Genomic DNA, 24,995 nt, shown 5'->3' with positions numbered 1-24,995 from the left:
GCGCATCCTTTTAGAAAAAAACATCGGCCGCAGGGATCGCCACGCGGCCTTTCGCAGTGGATAGGACAAGATTGCCGCCTTCGTCCACTGTTTCGAACGTTCCAGTCATATCGCTTGTACCTGTACGGGCGCGGATCACCTGACCCAGTTTGGCCGCGCGGGCCAACCATTTTTCCCGGATCGGTGCAAAGCCATAGGTGGTGAATTGCTGTTCGTAAACGGCATAAGCTGTAGCGAGAGCCGTCAGAAATTCCTCGGGCGTGACAAGGATGCCGCTGGATGACATCAACGACACAGGCTGCAGCGCGCCGTCTTCCAGATCGGTGGCGGGTGGCGATTGGGCTAGGTTCACGCCTATGCCGATGGCAAGATATTGCACCGTGGTATTTCCAAGGCTTTCCAACAAGATACCTGCCACCTTGCCACCGTTTAGCAGCACATCATTGGGCCATTTCAATGATAATCCATTCGCCTGGCCGGTCACAGTGACGAAAGCATCAAACAGCGCCAGCGCCGCAACAAAAGACCGCAACGCCACTTGCGCGGGCGGTTCATCAGGTTGCAGGATTAATGTCGCTGCAAAGTTGCCTTGGGGGTCGGTCCAAGCCCTGCCCCTGCGGCCACGGCCCGCAGTCTGTTGCAAGCCAAGTACCCATTCGGGACCAGCAAGTGTTGGCGCGATCCGGGCAGCTTCGGCCATGGTGCTGTCGACCGTGGCCAAAACACGCTTGCCGTACCCTTGTGGCCAGTCAGTTGACAAGGGTTGCTGCAGCGACGCCGGCTACGGCTTCAATGCCAAACAGATTGATCACACCCAGCACCATCACGGCCGCAGATGCCATCAAAAAACCCCATAAAACGGGCGACGTACTTTTGTCCAATGCATCGGTTTCTTCGCCGAAATACATGTAATAGATGATCCGCAAATAATAGAACGCGCCAATCACAGATGCGATTACACCGGCCACAGCCAACCAGCCCAGGCCAGCCTCGTATGCGGCGCGCAGCACATAGAACTTGCCAAAAAACCCAACCAGCGGCGGCACACCGGCAAGGCTGAACATCAGGATCAAGACAGCCAGAGCCTTTAGAGGTTCGCGTTTCGAATACATCTGAAGGGATGCGATATCCGTAACCGGTTGGCCATCTTTTTCCATCGAAAGGATAAAAGCAAATGTGCCAATGTTCATCACGACATAGATCGACATATAAATCAGCATCGCCTGCACGCCGAACATGGTCCCGGCTGCCAACCCCATCAATGCAAAGCCCATATGCGCGATCGAAGAATAGGCCATCAAGCGCTTGATATTCTTCTGTCCGATGGCCGCGATGGCCCCGATAAACATCGATAGGACCGACAGAAACGCAACGATCTGCTGCCAATCGCCCACGGCATCACCAAATGCGTCATGCACGACGCGTGCGAATAAAGCCATGGCAGCTATCTTGGGGGCTGTGGCAAAAAATGCAGTCACTGGCGTGGGCGACCCTTCGTACACATCAGGTGTCCACATGTGAAACGGCGCGGCAGATACCTTGAACGCCAGACCGGCCGTCAAGAACACAAGACCAAAAATCAGGCCCAGGGGCATATCGCCCGCCGTTGCCGTTTCGATGATCCCGCTGAACAGCGTTGTGCCGGAATAGCCATAGGTCAGCGATGCGCCATACAACAGCAGACCAGATGATAGCGCGCCAAGCACAAAGTATTTCAGCCCCGCTTCGGTCGATTTAATGCTGTCACGACGCAGGGATGCAACGACATAAAGGGCCAGCGATTGAAGCTCAAGCCCCATATAAAGCGCCATAAGATCGCCAGCTGAAACCATGACCATCATACCAACCGCGGCAAAGGTGACCAAAATCGGATACTCAAAGCGCAGCAAATCATGACGCGTCATGTACTGTTCGCTCATCAATAGTATCGCAGCGGCGGACAGCAGGATCGCAATCTTGGCGAACCGCGCAAAACCGTCATCAATCAGCATTCCACCAAAGGCGACATTTCTACCCTGTCCTGACACGCCAATCCAGATGGCAACGGCAACAAAGACTGCAGCTGTCACCCAAAGAACCAACGATGCGGCTTTATCTTTGGTCGTATAAACTGCGGCCAACAAAGCAATCATGGCGTAAACGGCCAGGAAAATCTCGGGCAGGACGATGGAAAGGTCTTGGGAAATCATCACATGCGCCCCTTAATTCGCAGCAATCTGTGTCGCAGCCTGATAGGTCGCAACAGCTATGTCATATTGTCCGATCAGCGCCTTAACAGAAGGGCCGATGATATCCAGAACCAGCGACGGATAGATACCAAGCAGAAGCGTCATAATCACCAAGGGTGCAAATATCGCACGTTCGCGGCGGGTCATGTCAGTGATGGATTTTAGGCTTTCCTTGATCAAATCTCCCATTACCACCCGACGATACAGCCATAATGCATAGGCCGCAGACAAGATCACACCGGTGGCCGCGACCAGCGCAACCCATGTGTTGGCCTGGAATACACCGACCAGTGTCAGGAATTCACCGACAAACCCGCTGGTGCCCGGCAATCCAACGTTGGCCATGGTAAATAGCATGAAGATCAGCGCATAGGCCGGCATGCGGTTGACCAACCCACCATAGGCGTCGATCTCGCGCGTGTGCATGCGGTCATAGATCACGCCGACACACAGGAACAGCGCGCCCGAGATAAAGCCGTGACTGATCATCTGGAAAATCGCGCCATCAATGCCCTGCTGGTTCACTGCAAAAATGCCCATTGTAACGTATCCCATATGCGCGACGGATGAATAGGCGATCAGCTTTTTCATATCCGTCTGCATCAGCGCGACCAGGCTGGTATAGACAATAGCGATGGCGCTGATCCAAAGGATAAACGGCGCCATCAGATCGCTGGCGACAGGGAACATTGGCAAGCTAAAGCGCAAGAAGCCATAGCCGCCCATTTTCAACAGGATGGCCGCCAGCACGACAGATCCGGCTGTCGGGGCTTGAACGTGCGCGTCAGGCAACCAAGTATGCACCGGCCACATCGGCATTTTCACCGCAAAGCTGGCGAAAAAGGCCAGGAACAGCAACATCTGCATACCGCCGAAAATCTGCACGCCAAGCAAGGTAAAGGTCTCGGACCCGAATTCATGGCGCAGCAGCGCAGGGATATCAGTCGTGCCTGCATCGGCAAACATTGCCACCATCGCCACCAGCATCAGAACCGACCCAAGGAACGTGTAAAGAAAGAATTTAAAGCTGGCATAAATCCGGTTTTTGCCACCCCAGATGCCAATGATCAGGAACATCGGGATCAGGCCTGCTTCAAAGAACAGATAAAACAGCACCAGATCCAGCGCCATAAAGACGCCCAGCATCAATGTCTCAAGGATCAGAAACGCGATCATGTATTCCTTGACGCGATGCTGCACGTTCCAGCACGACATAATGACCAACGGCATCAGAAATGTGGTCAGCATCACAAACAGAACGCTTATGCCATCAACGCCCATTTTATACTGCAAACCCAATAGCCAGTCACGCTCTTCCACCAACTGAAAGCCGGTGTTCGACGGATCGAATTCCGTCAGGATAAAGATCGAAAACAGGAACGTCGCCAATGTCGCCCAGAATGCCACCCATTTGGCATTGCGTTGTGCTGCTTCATCATCGCCACGCAGGAAAACGGCCAAAATGACCGCCCCAAGCAGCGGTAAAAACGTGACGATGGAAAGAAGATTGTCCATCAATTGGCCCCCGACGAAATAGTCATCCACGTGATCAAGATCGCTATGCCGATCACCATGGCAAAGACATAGTGGAAAAGATATCCGGACTGGGCACGACCGGCCAGACGCGTCAGCATCGGGATGATGCCCATCGCCAGCCCATTGATACCGCCGTCTATCACCTTGCCGTCACCCTTTTTCCAAAGGAAACTGCCAAGCCATTTGGCTGATCTGACAAAAACCACGTCATAGATTTCATCAAAGTACCATTTGTTCTTCAGGAACAGATAAAGCGGGCGTTGATTTTCAGCCAGTTTGCCGGGCAGATCGGGACGACGGATATACATCTGGAATGCCAGGAAAAAGCCCGCAAGCATCGCAACGAATGGCGACACCTTGACCCATTTCGGGACCTCATGTGCCTCTTCCATGGTGTGATTATCCGGGCTGATGTAAATCGCGCCTTGGCCGGGCTGGCCCGTAAAGACATAATGATGTTCGCCCTCGGCCTTGGCTTCGCCGTGCTCATCAGTCGCACTATGATCAGCCGCTTGTTCTTCTGCGTAAGGGATTCCAAAGAATTTCGCCACCTGATCGGTATGACCAAAAAAGCTGTTGAACCAAATCATCCCGCTGAAAATCGCCCCAAGACCCAGAACGCCAAGCGGGATCAGCATGATCACTGGGCTTTCATGGGCGTTCTCATGTGTGTGCTTGTCGCCCCGTGGACGTCCGTAGAACGTCAGGAACATCAGGCGCCAGCTGTAAAAGCTGGTCATCGCGGCGGCTACAACCAGCAGCCAGAATGCAAACTGCGATCCGACAAAGGCGCTTTCGATTACGGCATCTTTCGACAGGAAGCCCGCAAAACCATAATGCGTCAACGGAATGCCGACACCAGTGATAGCCAGCGTGCCGATCATCATCGCCCAGAATGTATAGGGGATCTTTTTGCGCAAACCGCCATAGTTCATCATGTCTTGTTCATGGTGCATCGCATGGATGACCGACCCTGCACCCAGAAACAACATCGCCTTGAAAAACGCGTGGGTCAGCAAATGGAACATCGCAACTGAATAAACGCCCACGCCTGCTGCCACGAACATATAACCAAGCTGTGAACAGGTCGAATATGCGATGACGCGTTTAATATCGGTTTGCACCAGACCCACGGTCGCTGCAAAGAATGCGGTCATTGCGCCCACAACTGTGATCATCGCCAAGGCTGCCGGCGCAAATTCCAGAATGGGCGACATGCGGCAAACCAGGAACACACCTGCCGTTACCATGGTTGCGGCGTGGATCAGAGCAGACACAGGTGTCGGCCCTTCCATCGCGTCGGGCAACCAAGTATGCAGGAACAATTGCGCCGATTTCCCCATCGCACCGATGAACAGCAGCACACCAATCAGATTGGCCGCGTTCCAATCAGTCCAAAGGAATGTGATCGTAGCATCGGACAAGGTCGACGCCGTTGCAAAGATGTCATCGTATTTGATAGAATCCAGCTGCATATAAATTGCAGCCATTCCAAGGATCAATGCAAGATCCCCAACACGGTTGACAATAAATGCTTTCATCGCTGCAGCATTGGCGCTTGGCTTGCGGAAATAGAAGTTGATCAGCAGATACGATGCAACACCCACGCCCTCCCATCCGAAAAACAGCTGGATCAGGTTGTCAGCTGTCACCAGCATCAACATGGTGAATGTAAAGAACGACAGATAGGCAAAGAACCGGGGGCGATAACTTTCGTTTTCGCTAAAGTTTTCATCGTGGGCCATGTAGCCAAAGGAATACAGGTGGACCAACGCCGAAACCGTGGTGATTACAATCAACATTGTCGCGGTCAGGCGGTCCATGCGGATCGCCCAGTCAGTGCTGAGTGTCCCACTTTCAATCCAGCGCATCAGTTGGATCTGTTCGGTCACGCCATCAAAGGTCAGGAATACGATCCAGCTTAGGATCGCAGACAGAAATAACAGCGTCGTCGCCGTCCATTGTGCAGCAGTTTCACCAATCAGACGCCAGCCAAACCCGCAAATCAGCGCACCGACCAGCGGCGCAAAAAGGATAATCGTTTCCATGCGCCCTTATCCCTTCATCACATTCACATCTTCGACCGCGATCGTCCCGCGCGCCCGGAAGAAACAGACCAGAATAGCCAACCCGATCGCCGCTTCGGCCGCAGCAACGGTCAGAACAAAAAGGGTGAACACTTGTCCCACCAGATCGCCCAGAAAGCTGGAAAAGGCCACCAGATTTATGTTGACGGCCAACAGCATCAGTTCAATCGACATCAGCAGAATGATCACATTCTTGCGGTTTAGAAACAGACCAAAAATGCCGATCACAAACAGGATCGCCGCGACAGTCAAATAGTGTTCAAGTCCGATCATTTCGCAGCTCCTGCTGAGTCTGGATAGAAAATCTTACAACCACAAAATATGTCGAACCGATCACGGCGACGCGGGCTGTTGTAAAGATGCTCTGCGGTGGGACGGTCTATACCCATACCTTCTGCCTGTGCATAGCTTGCAAATTCCTGTAACGTTGCACCATGCGCCAGATCAAAAGATCCCTTCGGCGGAAGATAAATTGACAGTTCAAGATACGCTCCGCATGTCGTCGACTGCAGTTCGTTCACCTTACCGAAAAGATGAATGAATTCATTGTTTTTGCAGTCGGTCACGATCGCAGTCTCAGACCCATACGTCTGGAAAACACGGCCATTTCCAACATCCTGGGCGGGGCCCAAACGCAACCAATCCTCAACGCCCCCATTCTGAACAGCACAAACAGCATCTTGCTGGACAGGTTTGTTGCTCAAATAATCCTGAAGCCCGGGCAAAGCGCGTTCATCCACAACCAGAGAACACGCATGAACGGATGTCGCGATCAAAGCGGTTGCAAGTAAACTGACAATGGAAAGCAACCCTGTTTTCATTGCGCGCGACCCAATGTTGAATTGGGATAATGAAGACGACACCCACAAAATACATTGATCTGCTTATTAGCTGGGCGCGACATATTGATGTGCGCCTCCCCAAGCTTCACATCAAAATTATTACGTCTTGCCAATATCGCCAAACGGGTCAGATCCCGGCCCCGGGTCAAATCAAACCGACCTTCGGGCTTGATATGCGGCTCAATAACAGAATTAGCGCAGGTTTCAGCGCCATCATTTTTACCAAATATGGTAATCACCTCTGCACTACGGCAATCTGCCACGATTAAATCTGATCTTCTGAGTGACTTTACGATTTGCAAAGTACGTCCTGCCCCCAGATCAACTGCAGGCTCGCCTATATTGGGGGCAAAATAAGTGCTCTCAACAAAACTACAGTCTGCACTTTGCTGAAGCGGCTTTGCCAACTCTGCTTCAGTGGGCGGCTCTGGTATATAACACACCCCCAAAGCATATGACGCCGCAGGCATGATAGCCACAAACGAACACACCATCATAATGCGCAGATTGTCTTTAAACCCCATCATTGGCTGACCTCATAGGGTTTCTTTCCAACGACCAGTTCCGGATAGAATGCTTTGCACCCGCAGACTTCATCTTTCATTGCAAAAGACTGATAGGGAACGCGGTTCCATTTTGCGCGCCGTTCGACCAGATCGAATAATTCTTTGTGATCTTTGCCTTGTCCAGCTTTCAAAATACGATCAACGGCGCGGCTTTTGCTGATGACTTGCTTGCCGTCATGATCTGTCGCCGTCCTGGTCAGCAGAATCCCGGCATTCGTTTTACAGTCGACCAAAGCAACGCGCGACGCACCCCAATAATCACCGCCATGATAGCCTGCATGTTGTCTGTGATCGAGTATGACACCATTACCATAATCCGTCGGTGCCAGCGTCGAATGATGTATATACTGCGTCACACACTCTTGTGGGCCAAATTGCGATGCCCCTCCAAGAAGCAAAACGGTAATAGACAGGACTGTTAGGCGCCCTATAACTCCTCCCGAAGTCTTGCGACAACAAATTTTGCCTGGCTGCCATTTCATTGGGTCCGCCCCGCATTGCTATCGGGATAATATAAACCACACCCACAAAATGCATTGATCTGTCTGTTTGAAGGTTCAGAAATGTTCAGGTGTGATGCGCCAAGGCTTACCTTGAAACCTGCGCGCTTTGCTCTGCTGGCCACGCGTACCAAATCACCCCCCTTTGTCAGATCAAAACGACCTGATGGCTTTATATGAGATTCGATTTCAAATGGCTGACCACAAGAATCTTCTTCACCGTCGTCTTTTCCAAATATGGTTATCGTCTCGGCAGTATTGCAATCTGAAACGATAACAGCGGTTCCGCGATTTAATCCGATAAGCTGCGAAATGCGGGCGTTTCCTAAATTCTGCGCAGCTTGACCATTGGTCGGCCAATACAATCCGTCGCGGTTGAAACTACAATCATTTTTGCTTGAAATAGGCGAAGGCACATACCCTTCTGGTGGCACCGAAAATGAGCAAGCAATCGCAGCATTCGCAACGAATAAACCGATAACAAAAGCAAGGATTGTACCGCTTCGCATTTACGACAACCCCTGCCCCGGTTTGACGTCTTTCAGCTCCATCGCTTTTGCGGGGTCGCGGTACATCTGGGCCAGAACGTCCTGACGTTTGATGTCGGTCCGGTGACGCAGGGTTAGTACAATGGCGCCGATCATGGCGACCAGCAGGATCAGACCGGCCAATTGGAACAGCAGGATGTAATCGTCATAGATCAACAATCCCAAAGCCTTCGTATTATGGATATCGGTGGGGGTATTGGCCGCCAGACGTTCTTCGAAACCGCTTGAAAACTCCCAAGCTCCAAAAGCCAGCGCAAGTTGCATCAGCAACACCACACCGATCAGCAAGGCTAACGGAATATATTTCGCCATTTCGGCCTTCAGCTCGGCAAAATCCACATCCAGCATCATCACGACGAATAGAAACAACACTGCGACCGCGCCGACATAAACAATGATCAGCAGCATCGCCACGAATTCGGCGCCCAAAAGAACAAACAACCCGGCGGATGACAGAAAGGCCAGGATCAGCCACAGCACGGAATGCACAGGGTTGCGGCTGATCACGGTAAACAGGCCACCGGTGATTGTGGTTATCGCAAAGGCGTAAAAGGCGATCACGGCAACTGTCATGCGTCTTTATCCTCTTTCCCGTCCAAAACTTCGTTGGCCAGTTCCATGGCCTTGGTCATTGCAGGCACTCCGCCGAACACACCCATCTGGGCGATGGTTTCCGCGATTTCCTGCTTTGTTGCACCCGCTTCCACAGCGTGCCGCACGGTCATGCGCACCTGCGCTTCTGCCTGCGCACCCAGAACGGTCAACGCACCCAAAGTCAGCAACAACCGTGTCTTGGCATCCAGACCGTCCGGATTAAATGTCTTGCCCATAAAGGTCTCCATGACCTCTTTCGGCATCGTGGGCCACATCGCCTCAAACCCTTTGGGTGTAAACGTTTCAAGCCCAGGATTCAGCGCCTTGGCCCATTCCTGGCCTTGTGCCATCATGGACTCAAATGGGTTTTTGGGATCAGTCATCGCTGGTCTCTTCCGCTTCAAACACCTCAATCGCGGCATTTAGCGCATTAATCATCGCTGGAAAACCGCCATACAAAGCCATTTGATTAATGACCTCTGCCACCTCGTATTTCGTAGCGCCCGACCGCAAAGCATTGCGAATATGCACTTTCAACTGTGGCGCAGTTTGCCCGCCCAAGGCTGTAAGAGCAGCAACCGTGGTCAGATACCGCGTTTTGTCATCCAGAACGCCGCGGGTGTAGTAATGGCCAAAAGGCACTTCCATCATTGTCTTGGAAAAGCCCGGCAGCAGGTCATCATAACGATCGCGCAGGGTCTCTTCGATGCCGGGGTTTGTCGCCTCGGCCTTGGCCTTGCCGCGCTGATAGGCATCGCTGGTCATTTGCCTTTTCCCTCAAGCCGGTCGATCCGCAGAGAAAGCTCATCGATGCTTTGGGTGATCGCATAATGCAGATTGGTGATATCGTTATGCATCCGAAAGATCTTGCGGCCCAACTGACGCAGCACCTCGACCGATGGGTCGCCCTTTTTCTGGTCGGCCAACTTTTCCAGCTCGGCCTTATATTCCTCCAGAATATCAACACTGATCTGCTTGTTTTCCAATCTTTCCGCAAGATCCGGCAAATCACCCGGGCGTGGCTGCGTAAAATCGGGGTTCAGATCATGGGCCTTCGCGGCCTGACGCAGCCGCGCTTCAAGGTCCGCAAGGCTGGCGCGCCAGTCGTCTGCCTCGTCGCTGTCATCCCACAACTCGACCAGCTCAGATGCGTCCGTACGGACCTGACCAAGCACAGCCAGTGCCATACCAAGACTATCGTCATAAAACTTAACCGAGGCCGCAAGGCCAAATGGATCCGCCTGATCGCCCGTGCGCGGTTGTCCCAAAGCAGCGGCAATCACTTCGGCCCCGGCAACGGCTGTGGCGCCAATATCCGCATCGATATATTCCGTCCCAAAGGCTGCACCAAAGACCTCTCGGATAGCTTCCACCCGGTCAGAGGGATGATCAGCCTCTTCCAGCGCCGCCAGCAGATCAGCTGCGTCGTCATTGTCAAAGCTATGTATGCCCCAGGTGCCCATCAGCGATATGGTGCATCTATTTCAAGGTTGCGGGCAATTTCCGCTTCCCACCGATCACCGTTTTCCAGCAGTTTGGCTTTGTCGTAGTACAGCTCTTCCCGCGTTTCGGTCGAAAATTCGAAGTTCGGCCCTTCGACAATCGCGTCCACCGGGCAGGCTTCCTGACAGAACCCGCAATAGATGCATTTGGTCATATCAATGTCATAGCGTGTGGTGCGCCGACTGCCATCATCGCGGGGTTCTGCGTCAATCGTAATGGCCTGCGCCGGGCAAACAGCTTCGCACAGCTTACACGCAATGCAGCGTTCTTCACCATTCGGATACCGCCGCAACGCATGTTCACCACGAAACCGCGGACTAAGCGGGCCTTTTTCATGGGGATAGTTCAACGTGGCCTTGGGCGCAAAGAAGTACCTAAAGCCCAGCTTGAAACCTTTGAAAAAATCGACCAGCAGAAAGTATTTGGCCGCACGGGTGTAATCGATCTGGGTCATATTAACCTCCAACACTCCAACGGGCATAGGTGCCCCAGAACCAGCCGAATTGGGCGGCAAAGGCAACAAAGACGACCCAGGCCAACGAAAATGGCAGGAACACTTTCCAGCCCAGGCGCATGAGTTGATCATAGCGGTAGCGGGGCGTGATGGCCTTGACCATCGCGATCAGGAAGAAGAAGAACGCCATTTTTGCGATCATCCAATGGGCTCCATCGGGCAGGAATGGCACAGGGGACAGCCAACCGCCAAAGAACAGCAAGCTTATCAACGCGCACATCAGGAAGATAGCGATGTATTCACCGGCCATAAACAAAAGGAACGGGGTCGACGAGTATTCCACCTGATAACCTGCGACCAGTTCTGATTCAGCCTCGGGCAAGTCAAACGGCGGGCGATTGGTTTCAGCCAGCGCCGAGATGAAGAACAAAAATACCATTGGCAGATGCGGCAACCAGTACCAGCTTAGCATACCCCAACCGCCGTCTTGCGCAGCGACAATTTTGCCGAAATTCATTGACTCGGATGATATGACAACGCCCACGATAATCAAACCGATTGAGACCTCATAGCTGATCATCTGGGCAGCCGACCTTAGCGAACCAAGGAACGGGTATTTCGAATTCGACGCCCATCCGCCCATGATGACACCGTATACTTCAAGCGAGGAAATGGCGAAGACATACAAAATGGCGACATTGATATCCGCCAGAACCCAGCCATCATTGAAAGGGATCACGGCCCAGGCGATCATTGCCAGCACAAAGCTGATCATTGGGGCCAGCATAAAGACCGACCGATCCGCACCCGCAGGTATCACAATTTCTTTTGCAACATACTTCAGTGCGTCAGCCACGGTTTGCAGAAGACCAAAGGCACCCACCACATTCGGACCCCGACGCATTTGCACAGCGGCCCAGATTTTACGGTCCCCGTAAACCAGAAACAGCAGCGAAATCATCACAAAGCCAATCACCAACAGGCATTGCAAAGCGATTGTAAATGCGATTCCCGCATTCGTGGTCAGAAACTCAGCCATTGTTCCTCATACCGTCGGTATTCCTTGTTCCCTGCGGCAGGCACGATCAGATTGGTCAAACCAGCGCTAGCGACTTGCTGTTAACAGCATCTTGGAACGAATTTCCAGCCCATTCCAACGTTCTTGTGCGCAGATGTCGCGCAAATTACATCTTAATGACAGAATGAAGCATAGGATTGGCTTGAATCTTCCTTAAATACGATCACGCCAATGTAACCATACCGTGCCAAAAGAACACAGCGCCACAAGACATCATAGTCTTTTGATCCGTTACTCTGCCGCGATTTTCGTTGTCTGACGCGCCTTTGCATTTGCGCTTAATTCGGCCATCAGCTCAGACGCCCTTGCAATCGGGTTCGTCAGATAAAAATCACCTACCACATTGCGGAAATCAGCATCGCCCAGTTTTCCAACCGGCAGGGGCTGCCACGCGTTTTCAGGCACATCGTCAATCTGTGCCAGATGCGGAACCTTGGCGATCAGAGCCTGACGCAATTGCGCCAAACTATCGAACGGCAGCGTCGCGCCAATTTCGGCGGACAACGCCCGTAAAATGGCCCAGTTTTCCTTGGCCTCACCGGGGGGGAAGCCCGCGCGCAAGGCAAGCTGTGGCCGACCTTCGGTGTTGACAAACAATCCTTGTTCTTCGGTATAGGCCGCACTTGGAAGTATGATATCTGCCCTGTGCGCACCGCGATCCCCGTGGCTGCCCTGATATATGACAACAGCATCTGGGGCGATGTCGATTTCATCTGCGCCCAGATTATAGATAACTTCGCTGTCACCAAGCGCGTCCATGCCGCCATCAGTTATGGCCCCCACATCCAAGGCACCCACACGCGATGCGGCAGTATGCAGGATTAACAGTTTGGAGTTGGTATTTTCTGCCAGTTGCATCGCAAGGGCCAGAACGGCTTCACCATCTGCTTCCTGAAGCGCGCCTTGGCCAACAATAACGATGCTTTCTTTATCCTTAGTCGCACCAATGTTCTGATTGGCAATCTTTTTAAGTGCGGCGCGATCCGCACCAACATGCACATAATCATAGGTCAGATCGACCGGTTCACCAATTAAGCCAACGGTCGCGCCATGGCTCCAGGCTTTTCTGATGCGAGCATTCAGGACTGGGGCCTCAACACGCGGGTTTGTTCCGATTAACTGGATCATTTCAGCAGTATCGATGTCTTCAATTGTGGCCGTTCCCACGTAAGCAGACCTGTTGCCAGCGGGCAATTTTGCGCCATCTGTCCTGCATTCGATAGAACCACCCTGCCCTTCTATCAATTCTTTCAAGGCAAAGACTGCCTCAACCGGGGCCAGATCACCGACCAGCCCGGCAACCTTCTTGCCCTTCATCGCCGTAGCCGCCGCCGCCAGCGCCTCGGGCCAGGTCGCAGGCTTCAGCTTACCGTCCACACGCACATAGGGCCGGTCCAGCCGCTGGCGCCGCAGACCGTCCCAGACAAAGCGCGTTTTGTCGGAAATCCATTCTTCGTTCACGCCGTCGTGGTTGCGCGGCAGAAAACGCATGACCTCGCGCCCCTTGGTATCAACGCGGATGTTCGACCCAAGCGCATCCATCACGTCGACCGACTCGGTTTTCGTTAGCTCCCACGGCCGCGCGGTAAAGGCATAGGGTTTCGACACCAGCGCACCCACGGGACACAGATCAATAATATTGCCCTGCAGGTTCGAATCGAGCGTTTCGCCCAGATAACTCGTGATTTCGGCATCCTCACCCCGGCCCGTCTGACCCATCTGAGTGATCCCGGCGACCTCGGTCGTGAACCGCACGCAGCGGGTGCAACTGATGCAGCGCGTCATATGGGTTTCGACCAAAGGACCCAGATCCAGATCCTCAACCGCGCGCTTGGGTTCCCGGAACCGGCTGAAATCAACGCCATAGGCCATCGCCTGATCCTGCAGGTCGCATTCACCGCCCTGATCGCAAATCGGGCAGTCCAAGGGATGGTTGATCAGCAAAAACTCCATCACGCCTTCGCGCGCCTTTTTGACCATCGGGCTGTTGGTTTTGACGACAGGCGGCTGGCCTTCGGGGCCGGGGCGCAGATCACGCACCTGCATCGCGCAACTGGCGGCAGGCTTGGGCGGGCCACCCACGACCTCAACCAGGCACATCCGGCAGTTGCCCGCAATCGACAGACGTTCGTGATAACAGAACCGCGGAATTTCGATCCCCGCTTCCTCACAGGCCTGGATCAGGGTCATCGCCCCGTCCACCTCAACTTCGTTATCGTCGATGATGATCTTGCGCAGGTCGCTCATCTTTTATTCGCCCTCTTTGTCGCCCAAACGGGCGACTGTCATTGAAACCCTGAACAGATCATTATCTGCGAAGCAGTGACCCGATCAATGTTCTGTCAGCTATTTCTTTTTCGCCCAAACGGCAATAGGACGCCTCGTCGCCCTTTGTCACACCATTTTGTGCAAGATAGCGATTGCGAAGTCCCTTCATCCGTTCCTGTTCAACTTTTGAGTCCATGAAATCGTCAATCTCATCATCAGTGAACCCAAGGCTTTGTGCATAGTTTTCCAATGCACGGCCTTTGTTATAAACCACCCACATCCGTGCGGAAATTGTTGAACAGTTCTTGCGAATTTCATCGCCAATCGCTGCGGCCAATAATTCATTATTGATCCGTTTGTTTTTATTCAAAGGTTCGCGCGCATCGGCCTGTGCTGCAAAACCAACGCCGATCACAAGCGCGCATATAAGTGAAAACATATGTCGCATCACTTCGTTTCTCCTGCTTTTTTCAATACCCACAATACGTGGTCCTTGGGTATTGCAGATGGTTTGCACCCCAGTGATATACAATAACATGTGGCAGTTTCCAGCGCATTCAAACTTATGATATCTAAATATTCATATTACTTTCAAATACTTAGAACCAACCGCGCTTTCCTTCAACATATAATTCCTGAAACTCATCATCTGAGCGGACCAACAGGACAATAAATTCAATAAAGGCGATAATGCTCATGATTAGGGTGGGGATCAGCAGAAAAATTGCGCCGCCAATCGACACGACCAACATGATCACACCAGCGGTTGTGGCACCGTAATAGAATTTATGCACGCCAATCGCACCCAGGAAAAAGGCCAATAGCGCGGCGACAATTTTTGATTTTTCTTCAGACGCCACACCGGACATCACATAGATTGAACTGGCGCGCCCTTCGTGGTTGTTGAAATCGACCTTGGCCCCCGCTTTTGTGCGGCGAATATCGCCATCAACATCTGTTCCAGCAAAGGTATATCGCTGTCCGTCTTCGCCGCTGATAATCCCTTGGGCTGTCCGGGCATCATAGTTTAAAATTACACCACGCATATCGTTACTCTTTCCTAAGCTTAAATTACTGGTCTTGCATAATCGCAAATGTGTTTTTCGGCCAGTCTGAAATCTGACATCACATCCCGCAATACGACAGTCTGTCATTCGTATGTTTGAGCCACTTGATCATTCCCGGATTTCATCACCAGTGGCGCTTTGCCCAATGCAATACTGAACATCAAAATCGCCAAACCTGATAGCGACACGATCATAACGATCGCCTGAACGCCCAATTGATAAAGAAAAACACTCTCGGTAGACGCTGCCATCATATTAACGAACCTCCATGCTATGATTGAAATGAACCAACCCAGAAAAGGTGTTAGTCCAAACAATGATGTCCCAACAGAGTGTCCGGTAAAACGATAAATTATCATAAGCGCGATTGAGGTGAAGACCGCGCTTGCGAACCCTAATAGCCCAAAGGCAATTGAAAAAATCTGAAAATCCATTATTCAGCTGCCACCTGTGTGCAACCGTGATTGCGCCAAAGTTTTGCTTCTTTCAGATAGTCCCAACCAAACGCATGGTCACTGTCGCCATTTTCTTGCAGGTGATCCAATCTTTCCAAAGCTTCTTCCAGCGTAGGCTGATGACCTTCGGGTACCCACCACATGACAAAGTGCATCTTTCCCATAACTTCAAACCATTCCGGGCCGCGTTCATAAAATTGGCGGTGCACGGTGTTCCAGACAAAATTTTCTAATGTCTCGACGCTTTCCCAAACGGTCAGATTTGATACCAACAACGGATCGCCATCAATTTTATTGTCTGTATTGCCTGTGCCAGGTTCGCCCGACCCTTCCATCATCCAGACAAACCCAGGCATGCGCTTGCCCATGCCATTGATTCGATCAAGGTTTTCCATAAATTCTGCGACCCGTGGATCATGTGTCGGGGCCACAAGACGACCGATATTCAGTTCAGCAAGATGCATAATAGATCCTTTCAATATGTCGTTTTTGATTAGAACTTAGACAAAAGGCATTTGCAAATGTTAGCGATCTGGGACAAGCAAAACACTAAGCGGTGTCATCCGCGCACGTTCGGCATCGCCAGCGGCACACAAGTTGCTGCCGTTCAAATCTACATTGTGGATCGCCTCAAAAGACCGTCGCTTGACACTTGTTTCAAGATCAATCGCGTTGCGTTGACCAAGGGCTGCAACTGATCCGATACCATTGCGGTTACGTTTTTCGGCAATATCGCTATCAAGGCGTAGATCATAGCTATAGCGCGCGCATTGATCCGTGATGCGCTTTGCGATGCGCAAATTGGCATAATATTGTGGTAGCGGCCATGTTAAAAGTGTCGCAATCCGAGGGTCGTTTTGCGACACATTTGTTTCACTGGTGCTGCCACAAGCAGCAATCGCTAAGAATGAAAGTGCAAATAGATATCTGAATTTCATACGCATTGTCCTTCAATCACCCAGGTGTTTTGTTTTTGCGACGGAAAGTTTAGGCTATAAGATGGCCAGCCTGCTTGTTCGTTTGGGGGTGTCAGAACAAGCTTTTTTCCGCGACGTGTACAGTATTTTTTAAGCGCGCCTTGCGCGACAGCCAAGCTATCAGAGCCAAGATCACTGCCGCTAACCGAAAACGTATAACCAATTGCGGTAAATATTATTCCGTCCGGTGTGTCACCACCATAGTCCCGTTGCACTTCTTCGATGTGATATGGGCTACAGGCGCTAATCAGTAGTGCGATAGATAGAATTAATTTCTTCAAAATGGTTTTATTCATAGCGTTCAAAGCTCCATCATTAAGGTACCTTATAAAGTTTATAAACAGTGCTCTGCATTCCAATAATTTCCATCTTCATTAAAGTACGGTGGATAGCTTAACCGTTCGACGCCGCAATGTGCGATTATGGCCTGAGTGACCAAAACGCGATCATCAACAGATAAGCCACCTTGGACGCCTGCCCGAACCACGTCATAGAAAGGGAATGCCTCTATGATGGATGTTTCGCCTGTGGCGGGATCGGTTTGTTCAAAAACCGACTGTTCGTGCATTCCGGTTATCGATTGCACCAACACCACACGCCCATCCGCGCGGTATACTGAGCTGCGCGTGACATGTTCTCGCTCTGAAATGAGTGTGACGTCAGGATTACTGCAGCCCGAAAGCAAGAAAACAGCTAAGATCAAACCTGAAATCAGTATATTATTCATTTTGTAAAAACGCGCTTTTGCAAGGTGGTTTAGCATTTGAAGGAACCTATTGCGATTTTGTTCTATTTTCCGAATATTTTCAACTTTGCAAGATTGACGCGGAACCATTCCACAGCGCATTGTGCCGCAAGATCGGAGAGACTCCATGGACGGTACAAGTGAACCCGCAAACGAAGATTGGGGACCGTTTGGCAGACCTTTGTTCAATGATGTCTCCGCCCGTGCGCTAAGCCGTGTTGGGGTTGTGGATGTCGGATCAAACTCAGTTCGTCTAGTTGTTTTTGATGGTGCGGCGCGAAGCCCTGCTTATTTCTATAATGAAAAAATCATGTGCGCATTAGGTGCTGGATTATCTGATACGGGAACGTTGAACCCCGAAGGACGCATTCGCGCATTGGCCGCGATTAGACGGTTTCAGGCATTGGCCGAAGGCATGCAGATCACGCCTTTAACCACAGTTGCAACAGCGGCCGTACGAGAAGCAGAAGATGGCGCAGATTTTCGTGATGAGGTTTTGCGCGAAACAGGCTTGAAATTGTGGGTGATCGACGGCGAGGAAGAGGCACGCCTTTCTGCACAAGGCGTATTACTGGGGTGGCCTGGATCATATGGTTTGGTCTGTGATATCGGCGGGTCATCCATGGAGTTGGCCGAAATCTCAGATGGTCGTGTGGGCAAACGCGTATCGTCAAACCTGGGGCCCTTGAAGCTTCAAGATATCAAGGGCGGCAAAAAGGGTCGAAAAGCACACATCGCACAAACGCTGTCTGACCTGCAGGCAAAAATGGGGCCTCAGTCCAATCGTATGTTTCTGGTTGGCGGATCATGGCGCGCCATTGCGCGTATCGATATGGAGCGTCGCAATTACCCACTGCATGTTCTACACGAATATCGGATGTCAGCGCGGTCTGTCTCGGCGACGGCAAAACTGATCCAGACATCGGATTTGGAAGAACTACGCCAGCGTTGCAGTATTTCAGGCGCGCGGATGGCATTGGTGCCGATCGCAATTGAAGTGCTGCAGCAACTTGTTCGCGTGGTGAAGCCACGCGATATAGCAATTTCCAGCTATGGTATCCGCGAAGGCATGCTGTACGAACAAATGCCACAGCGCCTGCGTGACAGGGATCCGTTGATTGAAGCGTGCCGCTTTGCCGAAGCCAAAGATGCCCGTATGCCGGGATTTGGCAGAACGCTTTATAACTTCATCATGCCGTTGTTTAAAAATGTATCCGAAGCTCATAGGCGTTTGATCAAAGCGGCCTGTCTTCTGCATGACGTCAGTTGGCGTGCGCATCCTGATTACCGGGCTGAGATTTGTTTTGATAATGCCACCAGGTCCAATCTTGGCGGGCTAAAACATTCTGAACGCGTTTATCTGGGCTTGGCCCTTTTGCACCGTTACCGCAATAAACGCGAAGGGACGCGTTTTGAAGATATGTACGACATGATCGACGAAAAGTCCCAAACCGAAGCTGAAGTTCTGGGCAAAGCCATGCGCTTTGGGGCAATGCTTTGGATGCAACCGGATGAACCAATGGCGAAACTGAACTGGTATCCCAAGAAAAAGCGTCTTGAGCTGATTTTGACAAACCATGCAGCCCCGCTTTTCAGCGAAGTGGCCCAGGCACGGTTTCAATCGCTTGCAAGCGCCTTGGGCGCTGAAACGGATGTAAAGATAAAATCCTGATCAGGCGGATTTGGACTGTCGTAAAAAGGTGAACAATTTAAAGGGCGGAAAACTTTTCTGTTCGGCAACCGTAAGACGATGGTCGCCCAAAACGCGGCTTTGATCGAAATCAGAATGCCAGCCAATTTTGTTAGCAAGCGGGGCCAGCATGCGTTCGAGAAAAGCCAAAAGCCCAGTATCGCGCTTGAAGTGATTTATAATCAGGACATCGCCACCCGGCTTGCACACGCGCGCCATTTCGGCCAGTACCTTTTCAGGTTCAGGCACAACAGACACCAGATACATAGCGACCACAGTATCAAAATGATCATCCGGAAAGTCTAGCGTCCGTGCATCCATTTCAAGAAGCTGCTTGATATGGGTTAGGTTTTCTTTTTCGACTTTCTCACGGGCTTTTTCAAGCATATCCGTTGATACGTCTATACCTGTAATGTGAAGATGGCCTTTGTAATGCGGCAAAGACAGGCCGGTACCGACACCTATTTCAAGAACATTGCCTTGCTTGCTGTTGATATATTCAACAGCCTTGCGTCTGCCAATTCGTGTGATCGCGCCAAAGGTTTTGTCATAAATCGGGGCCCATCGCTTGTAGGATGATTTGATGTCTGAAATATCCAAAAGAAGTCTCCGAAGTGGGTTACGTTTTATTTTTATTTTGCAGCAACTTGATAAATGAATGGATCAAAGATGCAATGTAGATTGCACTGATCAGGATCATCGACAGCCAGAACTGTGTCAGTAACATCCCAACCAAAACTGCCGTTGCAATGAACAAAAGGGCAATTCGGTTTTTGGGAATGACAAGAGATTTAGCCGAAATTGTGGGAAGCTTACTGATCATCAGAACACCCACAAGCGCCATGTAAAGTGAAAATATGATCGGGATATCGTTTGCGTTGATCACGCCCTGGAATGTCAAAAAAGCTGGTAACATTACCAACAAGGCTCCGGCGGGCGCCGGAACACCGACAAAATGGTTTTTTTTCAGTTCAGGATCTAAATTTTCCTGATCGGTCATGACATTAAAGCGCGCCAATCTTAGACAGCAACAACTGGCGTAGACCAGCGCACAAATCCAACCGATCCCGCGCGCATCCTGAAAGCCAAGCTGAAACAATAGCAACGCAGGTGCCACACCAAAGCAAAGAAAATCAGACAGTGAATCCAGTTCGGCCCCCATGCTGCTGGTGGCATTCAACCGTCTGGCCAACTGACCATCCATTCCGTCAAGTAGGGCGGCAAGCAAGATCAACCCAGCCGCAATATCAAACCGATCTGCCATCACAAAGCGGATAGAGGTCAGCCCAGCACAAAGACCCAGCAAAGTGACCAGGTTGGGCAAAAGGCTTAAAAGCGGCAACCCGTCGCGTTTTGTGTTTTTATCATCCATACGTCAGCGCGTTATTGCGGTACGGGCAGCTTCATCCGACTTCAGATCCGCCAGAACCGTTTCACCTGCAAAGGCCGCTTGTCCAACTGCGATCATCGGCTGCACACCATCAGGCAGGTATATATCAAGTCGTGATCCAAAGCGGATCATGCCAAAGCGTTCACCGGTTTCAAGCCCCGTACCTTCGGCAACATCACAAACAATCCGGCGCGCGACCAATCCCGCGATTTGAACAACGGCCAGTTTACGCCCATCCGCCATACGGATAGCAAGACTGTTACGTTCATTATCAACGCTGGCCTTATCCAGTGACGCATTTAAAAATTTCCCCGGGCGATAGGAAACCTTGTCGACAATCCCGCCAATCGGCGCCCGGTTCACGTGACAATCGAAAACATTCATAAAAACACTGATCCGCGTCATGGCATCGGGACCCATTTCGAGTTCTTCCGGTGGAACGGCTGGTTCGATCATAGACACAACGCCATCAGCGGGACTTATGATCAATCCCTCGCGATCCGGTGTTGTGCGTTTGGGATCACGAAAGAAGTAATAGCACCAGACGGTCAGCCCCGCACCAACCCAACCAAATATTTTGATCGGTAAAAGGAACAAAAGCGCCGTAACGACCGCAAAAATCGCGATAAACTTATACCCTTCACGGTGTACAGGTTTTATAAACGTACCAAGCATTGTCATGCAGTTTTCCTAAATTCCGATCTAAGTGGTCTTCTTTAACGGCGAAATGCTTTAAGGCAAGCAATCTAAATTATTGTTGAATGCAGACAAGCCTGCAAAAAAGATGTCATTAGGAAATTATTAACGGAATAAGCTGCTACTTGAAACATCTGAACCGCAAGAAGGCATAATTTGCCACATATGCTTTAGATGAGTAGGGCTGATCTAAATGTCTGTTATAAAAATAAAATATGTATTTTTGGACCAAGCTTGCCCAACAAAAGACTTATTGTTGGCCAGAGCTTTCCCAAAAGAAGATATTGAACCGTCCAGCTTTGGTCACTTTTCCGCCCAGTTCAGCCGTCATCACATAATTAACAAAACATAAGGCGAGACGATCATGGACCTGCTTCAACAAATCACTTTCTTCGAAGTTGCGATGAGCCTGCTGGCAGTTTGCACATTGCACGAAATGGCCAAGATTATGTTGCCAGATGAAATCGCAGGACCAGGCGGCTGGTTGATCGATACAAGCGAAGATAACTAATTCCCTCCACTCTGATGGAATTGGTATCCCCGGGCGAATTATGGGGATGCCTCTAAGTCGGCTGCTGGCGGGTTCACCAAGTATCTGCCGCGCCGCACTTTATTAAATTGTCATAAGACTGTTATGGTCCCAGTGTTTTAGGTGAATACCAATACAAAACTGGGGACTATCAATGAATAATCTAAAATCGACGTTTGGTGGTTGTGTGTTGGCGCTTTTTGCCGCGCCGCTTATTGCAGAAGTTGTTGAGGTGGGTCCACGCCCATATTTTCTGATCGACCGTATGGAAGACAGCGCGCTGAAAGAAAAGCTGCTGTCCTGTGCAGCCGGTCCATTTACACAAAGTAATTTTTCGATCGGTCACCGCGGTGCACCAATGCAATTTCCTGAACATACAGTTGAATCCAATCTTGCTGCGGCACGCATGGGCGCTGGCATTCTGGAATGTGATGTAACATTTACGCAAGATAAGGAACTGGTGTGCCGTCATGCGCAGAATGATTTGCACACATCCACAAACATTCTGGCAACTGACTTGGCTTCGACCTGCGCGACACCTTTCACAGCTGCATCTGGTGATACAAACGCCGCAGTTGAATGCCGCACGTCTGAACTGACGTTGAATCAGTTCAAAACGCTGTCCGGCAAAATGGATGCAGGCAACAACAGCGCCACAACTGTCGAAGAATACATGAACGCGACAGCAGGTTGGCGTACGGATTTATATTCGGCTGATGGCGGCACATTGATGACGCATGCAGAATCGATTGAGTTGTTCAAGTCCATGGGTGCCAAATTCACACCTGAGCTGAAAAGTCCTTCGGTCGATATGCCATTTGACGGGTTCAGCCAACAGGATTATGCGCAAAAGCTGATCGATGAATACAAAGCAGCTGGTATTCCGGCATCAGATGTATGGGCGCAGTCCTTTAATCTGGACGATGTTTTATATTGGATTGAGAACGAACCAGAATTCGGCGCACAGGCGGTTTACTTGGATGACAGCTATGACATCGAAGGCTGGTCACCGATGGATCCATCCACATGGACGCATTCGATGCAGGACCTGAAAGATATGGGAGTGAACTATATCGCGCCTCCCACCTGGGTTTTGGTCACACTTGAAAACGGAGAGATTGTTCCCTCGGAGTATGCCAAACAGGCTAAAGATGCTGATTTGAACATCATCACTTGGACCATCGAACGCTCTGGTCCACTAAACACCGGCGGCGGTTGGTATTATCAGTCAATTGCAGACGTAACCGATAATGATGGTGTCATGTTCGAACTGATCGACGTACTGGCCCAGGATGTTGGTGTCGTTGGCATTTTCAGCGACTGGCCCGCAACAGTGACCTATTACGCAAATTGTATGGGTCTGGAATAACTTAGCTTTTTGATATGAAGGGGCTGCCTTTTGGTGGCCCCTTCAAAATTATTAATCAAACGTAAATCCTTCGCGCGACGGCGCAAGAAATTCGTAAGTTATCAAAGTGTTTATTTGGCCCCGATGATTTTTAAACCGGAGGCCCCGATGTCAGATACATCGCCTATTCTGTCACTGCCCTACATCCAGCCTTCGCAGGCTCAGAAACACGTCACGCATAACGAAGCCATTCGGATGCTGGACAGTATCGTGCAGTTAACTGTGCGACAGGCCGATCGCCGCGACCCGCCCGTCATTGTGACGGATGGTGATCGCTATATCGTGCCGCTTGGCGGAACGAGGGCTTGGGCTGGCAAAGATACCAAAATCGCACAATCTGAAAACGGTGCCTGGACCTTTATCACCCCTGCAACCGGGTGGTTATGTTATGTATCGGACACGCAGGACATTCAGGTTTTTGATGGCGCGGCCTGGGGTCCAGCGACCGGCGGTCTTGTAGCGGATGATCTGAACAACCTACCCGGTGTCGGAATCAATACGACGGCAGATACCGCCAATAAACTCGCGGTCTCATCTAATGCGACATTGTTCAGTCACGCAGGCAATGGTCATCAATTAAAGTTAAATAAAAACAGTGCTGCAGATACAGCGTCACTGCTGTTTCAAAGCAACTGGTCAGGTCACGCAGAAATGGGCCTCGCGGGTTCAACTGATTTTTCGATCAAGGTCAGCGATGACGGCGGCACCTGGTTTACCGGTCTGGCCTTTGATGCCAGCACAGGTGCCGTTCAATTTCCATCAGGTGGCGTGCGTCGGCAATTGACAGCGGATATGACACTGTATGTTGATCCCGCATCCGGTGATGATGCCAACGCAGGCAATACATCTGACAGCCCCTTGGCCAGTTTGGCACAAGCCGTTCAGGTTGCATTTTCGGTCGATGCGGGTGGGCACGTTTTGCGTATTCAGCTGGCTGACGGAACTTACGCCCTAAGCGCCCCTGTATACATTGATCAACCGATTATCGGCACGAAAGAGCTTGAGATTTTGGGTAATCCCATCGCCCCTGAAAATGTAGTCCTTAGCAGCGCCGCCGAAGTTATCGTTGTATCGGCCGGAAATTTGAAACTGTCCGGCATGACGCTTGAAGCGACCGGGTCAGGTGCCTGTCTTGATTGTAAAAGTGGCGCACAGATGACCCTGAATGGTGTGAATTTCGGAACTGGCGGAATGGCTCATATCAATCTGGATCACGCGCATTGCACAATCACTGGGGACTATGCAATCAATGGCGCAGCAGCACAGCACGTAAAGCTGACAGCATTATCCAGCCTGAAGATTAGCGCTGTGACTGTGACTATAAACAGTGCGATTGGATTTTCAGATCAGTTTATGGGTTGCTTTAACGGCAGCTTTGCAGAACTGGCAGGCACTGTCTTCAGTGGGTCAGCAACGGGTCAGCGGTACAATTGCTGGGCCGGTGGAATCATAAACACAAATAGTGGCGGCGCGACTTACTTGCCTGGGGATAGTGCTGGAACAGCAAGCGCAAATGGAATTTATGTATAATAAAATATCCCCCCACTATAGTAGGGGGATATTTTAACTCTTACACTTTTTAATTGCGAAAATATATGCGCTGGATGTGCGCAAATCTTCATCTGTAAGATACTTCCAACGTTTTGCAAGGTGACGCCTTTTGAGTTGATTTTTTGCTTCAACGCGTTTGACATAACGTATCTCAAATCCACTTTTCTCAATTAGGCGTTTATGTTCTGAAAAACCTAATCTGTTGATATTTCGAAACGTTTTATGATCTTCTACAATTTCCCACTGCGGTTCTGAATATGTCCAATGACCGTTCCAGAAATAT

At 50.9% G+C, this 24,995-nt stretch carries 30 protein-coding genes; 5 read left to right on the top strand and 25 right to left on the bottom strand.

The window, feature by feature from the left end; genetic code table 11:
• Positions 1 to 10: 10 nt before the first annotated feature.
• The 22 genes from HRQ87_RS17650 to HRQ87_RS17545 form a co-directional block, all read right to left on the bottom strand.
• Positions 11 to 760 (bottom strand): biotin--[acetyl-CoA-carboxylase] ligase, encoded by a 750-nt coding sequence (locus HRQ87_RS17650; RefSeq protein ID WP_281356686.1) that lies wholly within the window; start codon positions 758 to 760, stop codon positions 11 to 13.
• Positions 750 to 2,189, bottom strand: coding sequence for an NADH-quinone oxidoreductase subunit NuoN (gene nuoN, locus HRQ87_RS17645; RefSeq protein ID WP_174139767.1), 1,440 nt, complete (start codon positions 2,187 to 2,189; stop codon positions 750 to 752). Before nuoN ends, HRQ87_RS17650 begins: the two co-directional genes overlap by 11 nt.
• A 12-nt stretch (positions 2,190 to 2,201) precedes the next feature.
• Positions 2,202 to 3,743 carry an NADH-quinone oxidoreductase subunit M gene (locus HRQ87_RS17640; protein WP_174139766.1) on the bottom strand — a complete coding sequence of 514 codons (1,542 nt, stop codon included), beginning with the start codon at positions 3,741 to 3,743 and terminating at the stop codon, positions 2,202 to 2,204.
• Positions 3,743 to 5,812 carry an NADH-quinone oxidoreductase subunit L gene (nuoL, locus tag HRQ87_RS17635; RefSeq protein WP_174139765.1) on the bottom strand — a complete coding sequence of 690 codons (2,070 nt, stop codon included), beginning with the start codon at positions 5,810 to 5,812 and terminating at the stop codon, positions 3,743 to 3,745. The genes HRQ87_RS17640 and nuoL overlap by 1 nt, the downstream gene beginning before the upstream one ends.
• A gap of 6 nt (positions 5,813 to 5,818) precedes the next feature.
• The gene (gene nuoK / locus HRQ87_RS17630; RefSeq protein ID WP_174139764.1) at positions 5,819 to 6,124 is read right to left on the bottom strand and encodes an NADH-quinone oxidoreductase subunit NuoK; all 306 of its coding nucleotides are present in this window, start codon (positions 6,122 to 6,124) and stop codon (positions 5,819 to 5,821) included.
• Positions 6,121 to 6,672, bottom strand: a complete 552-nt coding sequence (locus HRQ87_RS17625) for a hypothetical protein (protein WP_174139763.1) — start codon at positions 6,670 to 6,672, stop codon at positions 6,121 to 6,123. Before HRQ87_RS17625 ends, nuoK begins: the two co-directional genes overlap by 4 nt.
• On the bottom strand, positions 6,669 to 7,220 hold the full coding sequence (locus tag HRQ87_RS17620) for a hypothetical protein (protein ID WP_174139762.1): 552 nt from the start codon (positions 7,218 to 7,220) through the stop codon (positions 6,669 to 6,671). Before HRQ87_RS17620 ends, HRQ87_RS17625 begins: the two co-directional genes overlap by 4 nt.
• Entirely contained in the window at positions 7,217 to 7,615 is a 399-nt protein-coding gene (locus HRQ87_RS17615; protein WP_174139761.1) for a hypothetical protein, read from the bottom strand. The genes HRQ87_RS17620 and HRQ87_RS17615 overlap by 4 nt, the downstream gene beginning before the upstream one ends.
• Before the next feature lie 653 nt (positions 7,616 to 8,268).
• Positions 8,269 to 8,880, bottom strand: a complete 612-nt coding sequence (locus HRQ87_RS17610) for an NADH-quinone oxidoreductase subunit J (protein WP_174139760.1) — start codon at positions 8,878 to 8,880, stop codon at positions 8,269 to 8,271.
• Positions 8,877 to 9,284, bottom strand: a complete 408-nt coding sequence (locus HRQ87_RS17605; RefSeq protein ID WP_174139759.1) for a carboxymuconolactone decarboxylase family protein — start codon at positions 9,282 to 9,284, stop codon at positions 8,877 to 8,879. Before HRQ87_RS17605 ends, HRQ87_RS17610 begins: the two co-directional genes overlap by 4 nt.
• Positions 9,277 to 9,666, bottom strand: a complete 390-nt coding sequence (locus HRQ87_RS17600) for a carboxymuconolactone decarboxylase family protein (RefSeq protein ID WP_174139758.1) — start codon at positions 9,664 to 9,666, stop codon at positions 9,277 to 9,279. Before HRQ87_RS17600 ends, HRQ87_RS17605 begins: the two co-directional genes overlap by 8 nt.
• Positions 9,663 to 10,364, bottom strand: a complete 702-nt coding sequence (locus HRQ87_RS17595; RefSeq protein ID WP_174139757.1) for a DUF4259 domain-containing protein — start codon at positions 10,362 to 10,364, stop codon at positions 9,663 to 9,665. Before HRQ87_RS17595 ends, HRQ87_RS17600 begins: the two co-directional genes overlap by 4 nt.
• Complete coding sequence (gene nuoI / locus HRQ87_RS17590) at positions 10,364 to 10,858, bottom strand: NADH-quinone oxidoreductase subunit NuoI (RefSeq protein ID WP_174139756.1); 495 nt, start codon at positions 10,856 to 10,858, stop codon at positions 10,364 to 10,366. Before nuoI ends, HRQ87_RS17595 begins: the two co-directional genes overlap by 1 nt.
• 1 nt (position 10,859) lies before the next feature.
• On the bottom strand, positions 10,860 to 11,897 hold the full coding sequence (gene nuoH, locus HRQ87_RS17585; protein WP_174139755.1) for an NADH-quinone oxidoreductase subunit NuoH: 1,038 nt from the start codon (positions 11,895 to 11,897) through the stop codon (positions 10,860 to 10,862).
• A 270-nt stretch (positions 11,898 to 12,167) separates the two neighbouring features.
• Positions 12,168 to 14,183: an NADH-quinone oxidoreductase subunit NuoG gene (nuoG, locus tag HRQ87_RS17580; protein ID WP_174139754.1), complete on the bottom strand. Its 2,016-nt coding sequence runs from the start codon at positions 14,181 to 14,183 to the stop codon at positions 12,168 to 12,170.
• Positions 14,184 to 14,244: 61 nt separating this feature from the next.
• The gene (locus tag HRQ87_RS17575; RefSeq protein WP_174139753.1) at positions 14,245 to 14,652 is read right to left on the bottom strand and encodes a DUF5333 domain-containing protein; all 408 of its coding nucleotides are present in this window, start codon (positions 14,650 to 14,652) and stop codon (positions 14,245 to 14,247) included.
• A gap of 151 nt (positions 14,653 to 14,803) precedes the next feature.
• Complete coding sequence (locus tag HRQ87_RS17570; protein ID WP_174139752.1) at positions 14,804 to 15,250, bottom strand: TM2 domain-containing protein; 447 nt, start codon at positions 15,248 to 15,250, stop codon at positions 14,804 to 14,806.
• A 104-nt stretch (positions 15,251 to 15,354) separates the two neighbouring features.
• Positions 15,355 to 15,705 carry a hypothetical protein gene (locus HRQ87_RS17565; protein ID WP_174139751.1) on the bottom strand — a complete coding sequence of 117 codons (351 nt, stop codon included), beginning with the start codon at positions 15,703 to 15,705 and terminating at the stop codon, positions 15,355 to 15,357.
• Positions 15,705 to 16,190 (bottom strand): DUF3291 domain-containing protein, encoded by a 486-nt coding sequence (locus HRQ87_RS17560; protein WP_174139750.1) that lies wholly within the window; start codon positions 16,188 to 16,190, stop codon positions 15,705 to 15,707. The genes HRQ87_RS17565 and HRQ87_RS17560 overlap by 1 nt, the downstream gene beginning before the upstream one ends.
• A gap of 60 nt (positions 16,191 to 16,250) precedes the next feature.
• Positions 16,251 to 16,664: a hypothetical protein gene (locus HRQ87_RS17555; RefSeq protein ID WP_174139749.1), complete on the bottom strand. Its 414-nt coding sequence runs from the start codon at positions 16,662 to 16,664 to the stop codon at positions 16,251 to 16,253.
• Entirely contained in the window at positions 16,661 to 16,999 is a 339-nt protein-coding gene (locus HRQ87_RS17550) for a hypothetical protein (RefSeq protein WP_174139748.1), read from the bottom strand. The genes HRQ87_RS17555 and HRQ87_RS17550 overlap by 4 nt, the downstream gene beginning before the upstream one ends.
• A gap of 38 nt (positions 17,000 to 17,037) precedes the next feature.
• Positions 17,038 to 17,538: a hypothetical protein gene (locus HRQ87_RS17545; protein WP_174139747.1), complete on the bottom strand. Its 501-nt coding sequence runs from the start codon at positions 17,536 to 17,538 to the stop codon at positions 17,038 to 17,040.
• 37 nt (positions 17,539 to 17,575) lie between these two features.
• On the opposite strand from HRQ87_RS17545, the gene HRQ87_RS17540 reads away from it, so the two are divergent.
• On the top strand, positions 17,576 to 19,120 hold the full coding sequence (locus HRQ87_RS17540) for a Ppx/GppA family phosphatase (protein WP_174139746.1): 1,545 nt from the start codon (positions 17,576 to 17,578) through the stop codon (positions 19,118 to 19,120).
• On the opposite strand, the gene HRQ87_RS17535 is transcribed toward HRQ87_RS17540, so the two are convergent.
• From HRQ87_RS17535 to HRQ87_RS17525, 3 genes are read right to left on the bottom strand one after another with little or no spacing between them, the layout of a single operon-like run.
• Positions 19,121 to 19,738 carry a class I SAM-dependent methyltransferase gene (locus HRQ87_RS17535; protein ID WP_174139745.1) on the bottom strand — a complete coding sequence of 206 codons (618 nt, stop codon included), beginning with the start codon at positions 19,736 to 19,738 and terminating at the stop codon, positions 19,121 to 19,123.
• Between the two features lie 19 nt (positions 19,739 to 19,757).
• Positions 19,758 to 20,510 carry a CDP-diacylglycerol--serine O-phosphatidyltransferase gene (gene pssA / locus HRQ87_RS17530; RefSeq protein WP_174139744.1) on the bottom strand — a complete coding sequence of 251 codons (753 nt, stop codon included), beginning with the start codon at positions 20,508 to 20,510 and terminating at the stop codon, positions 19,758 to 19,760.
• Positions 20,511 to 20,513: 3 nt separating this feature from the next.
• On the bottom strand, positions 20,514 to 21,209 hold the full coding sequence (locus tag HRQ87_RS17525; protein WP_174139743.1) for a phosphatidylserine decarboxylase: 696 nt from the start codon (positions 21,207 to 21,209) through the stop codon (positions 20,514 to 20,516).
• A 208-nt stretch (positions 21,210 to 21,417) separates the two neighbouring features.
• Here HRQ87_RS17525 and HRQ87_RS17520 point away from each other — a divergent pair, with 208 nt between their 5' ends.
• The 4 genes from HRQ87_RS17520 (at position 21,418) to HRQ87_RS17505 (ending at position 24,691) form a co-directional block, all read left to right on the top strand.
• The gene (locus tag HRQ87_RS17520; protein ID WP_174139742.1) at positions 21,418 to 21,576 is read left to right on the top strand and encodes a hypothetical protein; all 159 of its coding nucleotides are present in this window, start codon (positions 21,418 to 21,420) and stop codon (positions 21,574 to 21,576) included.
• A 12-nt stretch (positions 21,577 to 21,588) separates the two neighbouring features.
• A complete protein-coding gene (locus HRQ87_RS17515; RefSeq protein ID WP_174139741.1) occupies positions 21,589 to 21,735 on the top strand; it encodes a hypothetical protein in 147 nt (48 codons plus the stop codon).
• A gap of 172 nt (positions 21,736 to 21,907) precedes the next feature.
• Positions 21,908 to 23,122 (top strand): glycerophosphodiester phosphodiesterase family protein, encoded by a 1,215-nt coding sequence (locus tag HRQ87_RS17510; protein WP_174139740.1) that lies wholly within the window; start codon positions 21,908 to 21,910, stop codon positions 23,120 to 23,122.
• A gap of 147 nt (positions 23,123 to 23,269) precedes the next feature.
• On the top strand, positions 23,270 to 24,691 hold the full coding sequence (locus HRQ87_RS17505) for a DUF2793 domain-containing protein (RefSeq protein ID WP_174139739.1): 1,422 nt from the start codon (positions 23,270 to 23,272) through the stop codon (positions 24,689 to 24,691).
• Positions 24,692 to 24,995 lie beyond the last annotated feature (304 nt).

Origin of the sequence: Parasulfitobacter algicola, from assembly GCF_013315265.1 — a bacterium.
GTDB classification, from domain to species: domain Bacteria; phylum Pseudomonadota; class Alphaproteobacteria; order Rhodobacterales; family Rhodobacteraceae; genus Parasulfitobacter; species Parasulfitobacter algicola.
Note: the sequence above shows the minus strand (reverse complement) of the source record. Positions and strands in the feature narration are given on the sequence as shown.

Bases quoted from the DNA above. Each gene is read 5' to 3' on its own strand.
- nuoN (WP_174139767.1), bottom strand. From the start codon at position 2,189: ATGATTTCCCAAGACCTTTCCATCGTCCTGCCCGAGATTTTCCTGGCC.
- HRQ87_RS17640 (WP_174139766.1), bottom strand. From the start codon at position 3,743: ATGGACAATCTTCTTTCCATCGTCACGTTTTTACCGCTGCTTGGGGCG.
- nuoL (WP_174139765.1), bottom strand. From the start codon at position 5,812: ATGGAAACGATTATCCTTTTTGCGCCGCTGGTCGGTGCGCTGATTTGC.
- nuoK (WP_174139764.1), bottom strand. From the start codon at position 6,124: ATGATCGGACTTGAACACTATTTGACTGTCGCGGCGATCCTGTTTGTG.
- HRQ87_RS17625 (WP_174139763.1), bottom strand. From the start codon at position 6,672: ATGAAAACAGGGTTGCTTTCCATTGTCAGTTTACTTGCAACCGCTTTG.
- HRQ87_RS17620 (WP_174139762.1), bottom strand. From the start codon at position 7,220: ATGATGGGGTTTAAAGACAATCTGCGCATTATGATGGTGTGTTCGTTT.
- HRQ87_RS17610 (WP_174139760.1), bottom strand. From the start codon at position 8,880: ATGACAGTTGCCGTGATCGCCTTTTACGCCTTTGCGATAACCACAATC.
- HRQ87_RS17605 (WP_174139759.1), bottom strand. From the start codon at position 9,284: ATGACTGATCCCAAAAACCCATTTGAGTCCATGATGGCACAAGGCCAG.
- HRQ87_RS17600 (WP_174139758.1), bottom strand. From the start codon at position 9,666: ATGACCAGCGATGCCTATCAGCGCGGCAAGGCCAAGGCCGAGGCGACA.
- HRQ87_RS17595 (WP_174139757.1), bottom strand. From the start codon at position 10,364: ATGGGCACCTGGGGCATACATAGCTTTGACAATGACGACGCAGCTGAT.
- nuoI (WP_174139756.1), bottom strand. From the start codon at position 10,858: ATGACCCAGATCGATTACACCCGTGCGGCCAAATACTTTCTGCTGGTC.
- nuoH (WP_174139755.1), bottom strand. From the start codon at position 11,897: ATGGCTGAGTTTCTGACCACGAATGCGGGAATCGCATTTACAATCGCT.
- nuoG (WP_174139754.1), bottom strand. From the start codon at position 14,183: ATGAGCGACCTGCGCAAGATCATCATCGACGATAACGAAGTTGAGGTG.
- HRQ87_RS17575 (WP_174139753.1), bottom strand. From the start codon at position 14,652: ATGCGACATATGTTTTCACTTATATGCGCGCTTGTGATCGGCGTTGGT.
- HRQ87_RS17570 (WP_174139752.1), bottom strand. From the start codon at position 15,250: ATGCGTGGTGTAATTTTAAACTATGATGCCCGGACAGCCCAAGGGATT.
- HRQ87_RS17565 (WP_174139751.1), bottom strand. From the start codon at position 15,705: ATGGATTTTCAGATTTTTTCAATTGCCTTTGGGCTATTAGGGTTCGCA.
- HRQ87_RS17560 (WP_174139750.1), bottom strand. From the start codon at position 16,190: ATGCATCTTGCTGAACTGAATATCGGTCGTCTTGTGGCCCCGACACAT.
- HRQ87_RS17555 (WP_174139749.1), bottom strand. From the start codon at position 16,664: ATGAAATTCAGATATCTATTTGCACTTTCATTCTTAGCGATTGCTGCT.
- HRQ87_RS17550 (WP_174139748.1), bottom strand. From the start codon at position 16,999: ATGAATAAAACCATTTTGAAGAAATTAATTCTATCTATCGCACTACTG.
- HRQ87_RS17545 (WP_174139747.1), bottom strand. From the start codon at position 17,538: ATGGTTCCGCGTCAATCTTGCAAAGTTGAAAATATTCGGAAAATAGAA.
- HRQ87_RS17540 (WP_174139746.1), top strand. From the start codon at position 17,576: ATGGACGGTACAAGTGAACCCGCAAACGAAGATTGGGGACCGTTTGGC.
- pssA (WP_174139744.1), bottom strand. From the start codon at position 20,510: ATGGATGATAAAAACACAAAACGCGACGGGTTGCCGCTTTTAAGCCTT.
- HRQ87_RS17525 (WP_174139743.1), bottom strand. From the start codon at position 21,209: ATGACAATGCTTGGTACGTTTATAAAACCTGTACACCGTGAAGGGTAT.
- HRQ87_RS17520 (WP_174139742.1), top strand. From the start codon at position 21,418: ATGTCTGTTATAAAAATAAAATATGTATTTTTGGACCAAGCTTGCCCA.
- HRQ87_RS17515 (WP_174139741.1), top strand. From the start codon at position 21,589: ATGGACCTGCTTCAACAAATCACTTTCTTCGAAGTTGCGATGAGCCTG.
- HRQ87_RS17510 (WP_174139740.1), top strand. From the start codon at position 21,908: ATGAATAATCTAAAATCGACGTTTGGTGGTTGTGTGTTGGCGCTTTTT.
- HRQ87_RS17505 (WP_174139739.1), top strand. From the start codon at position 23,270: ATGTCAGATACATCGCCTATTCTGTCACTGCCCTACATCCAGCCTTCG.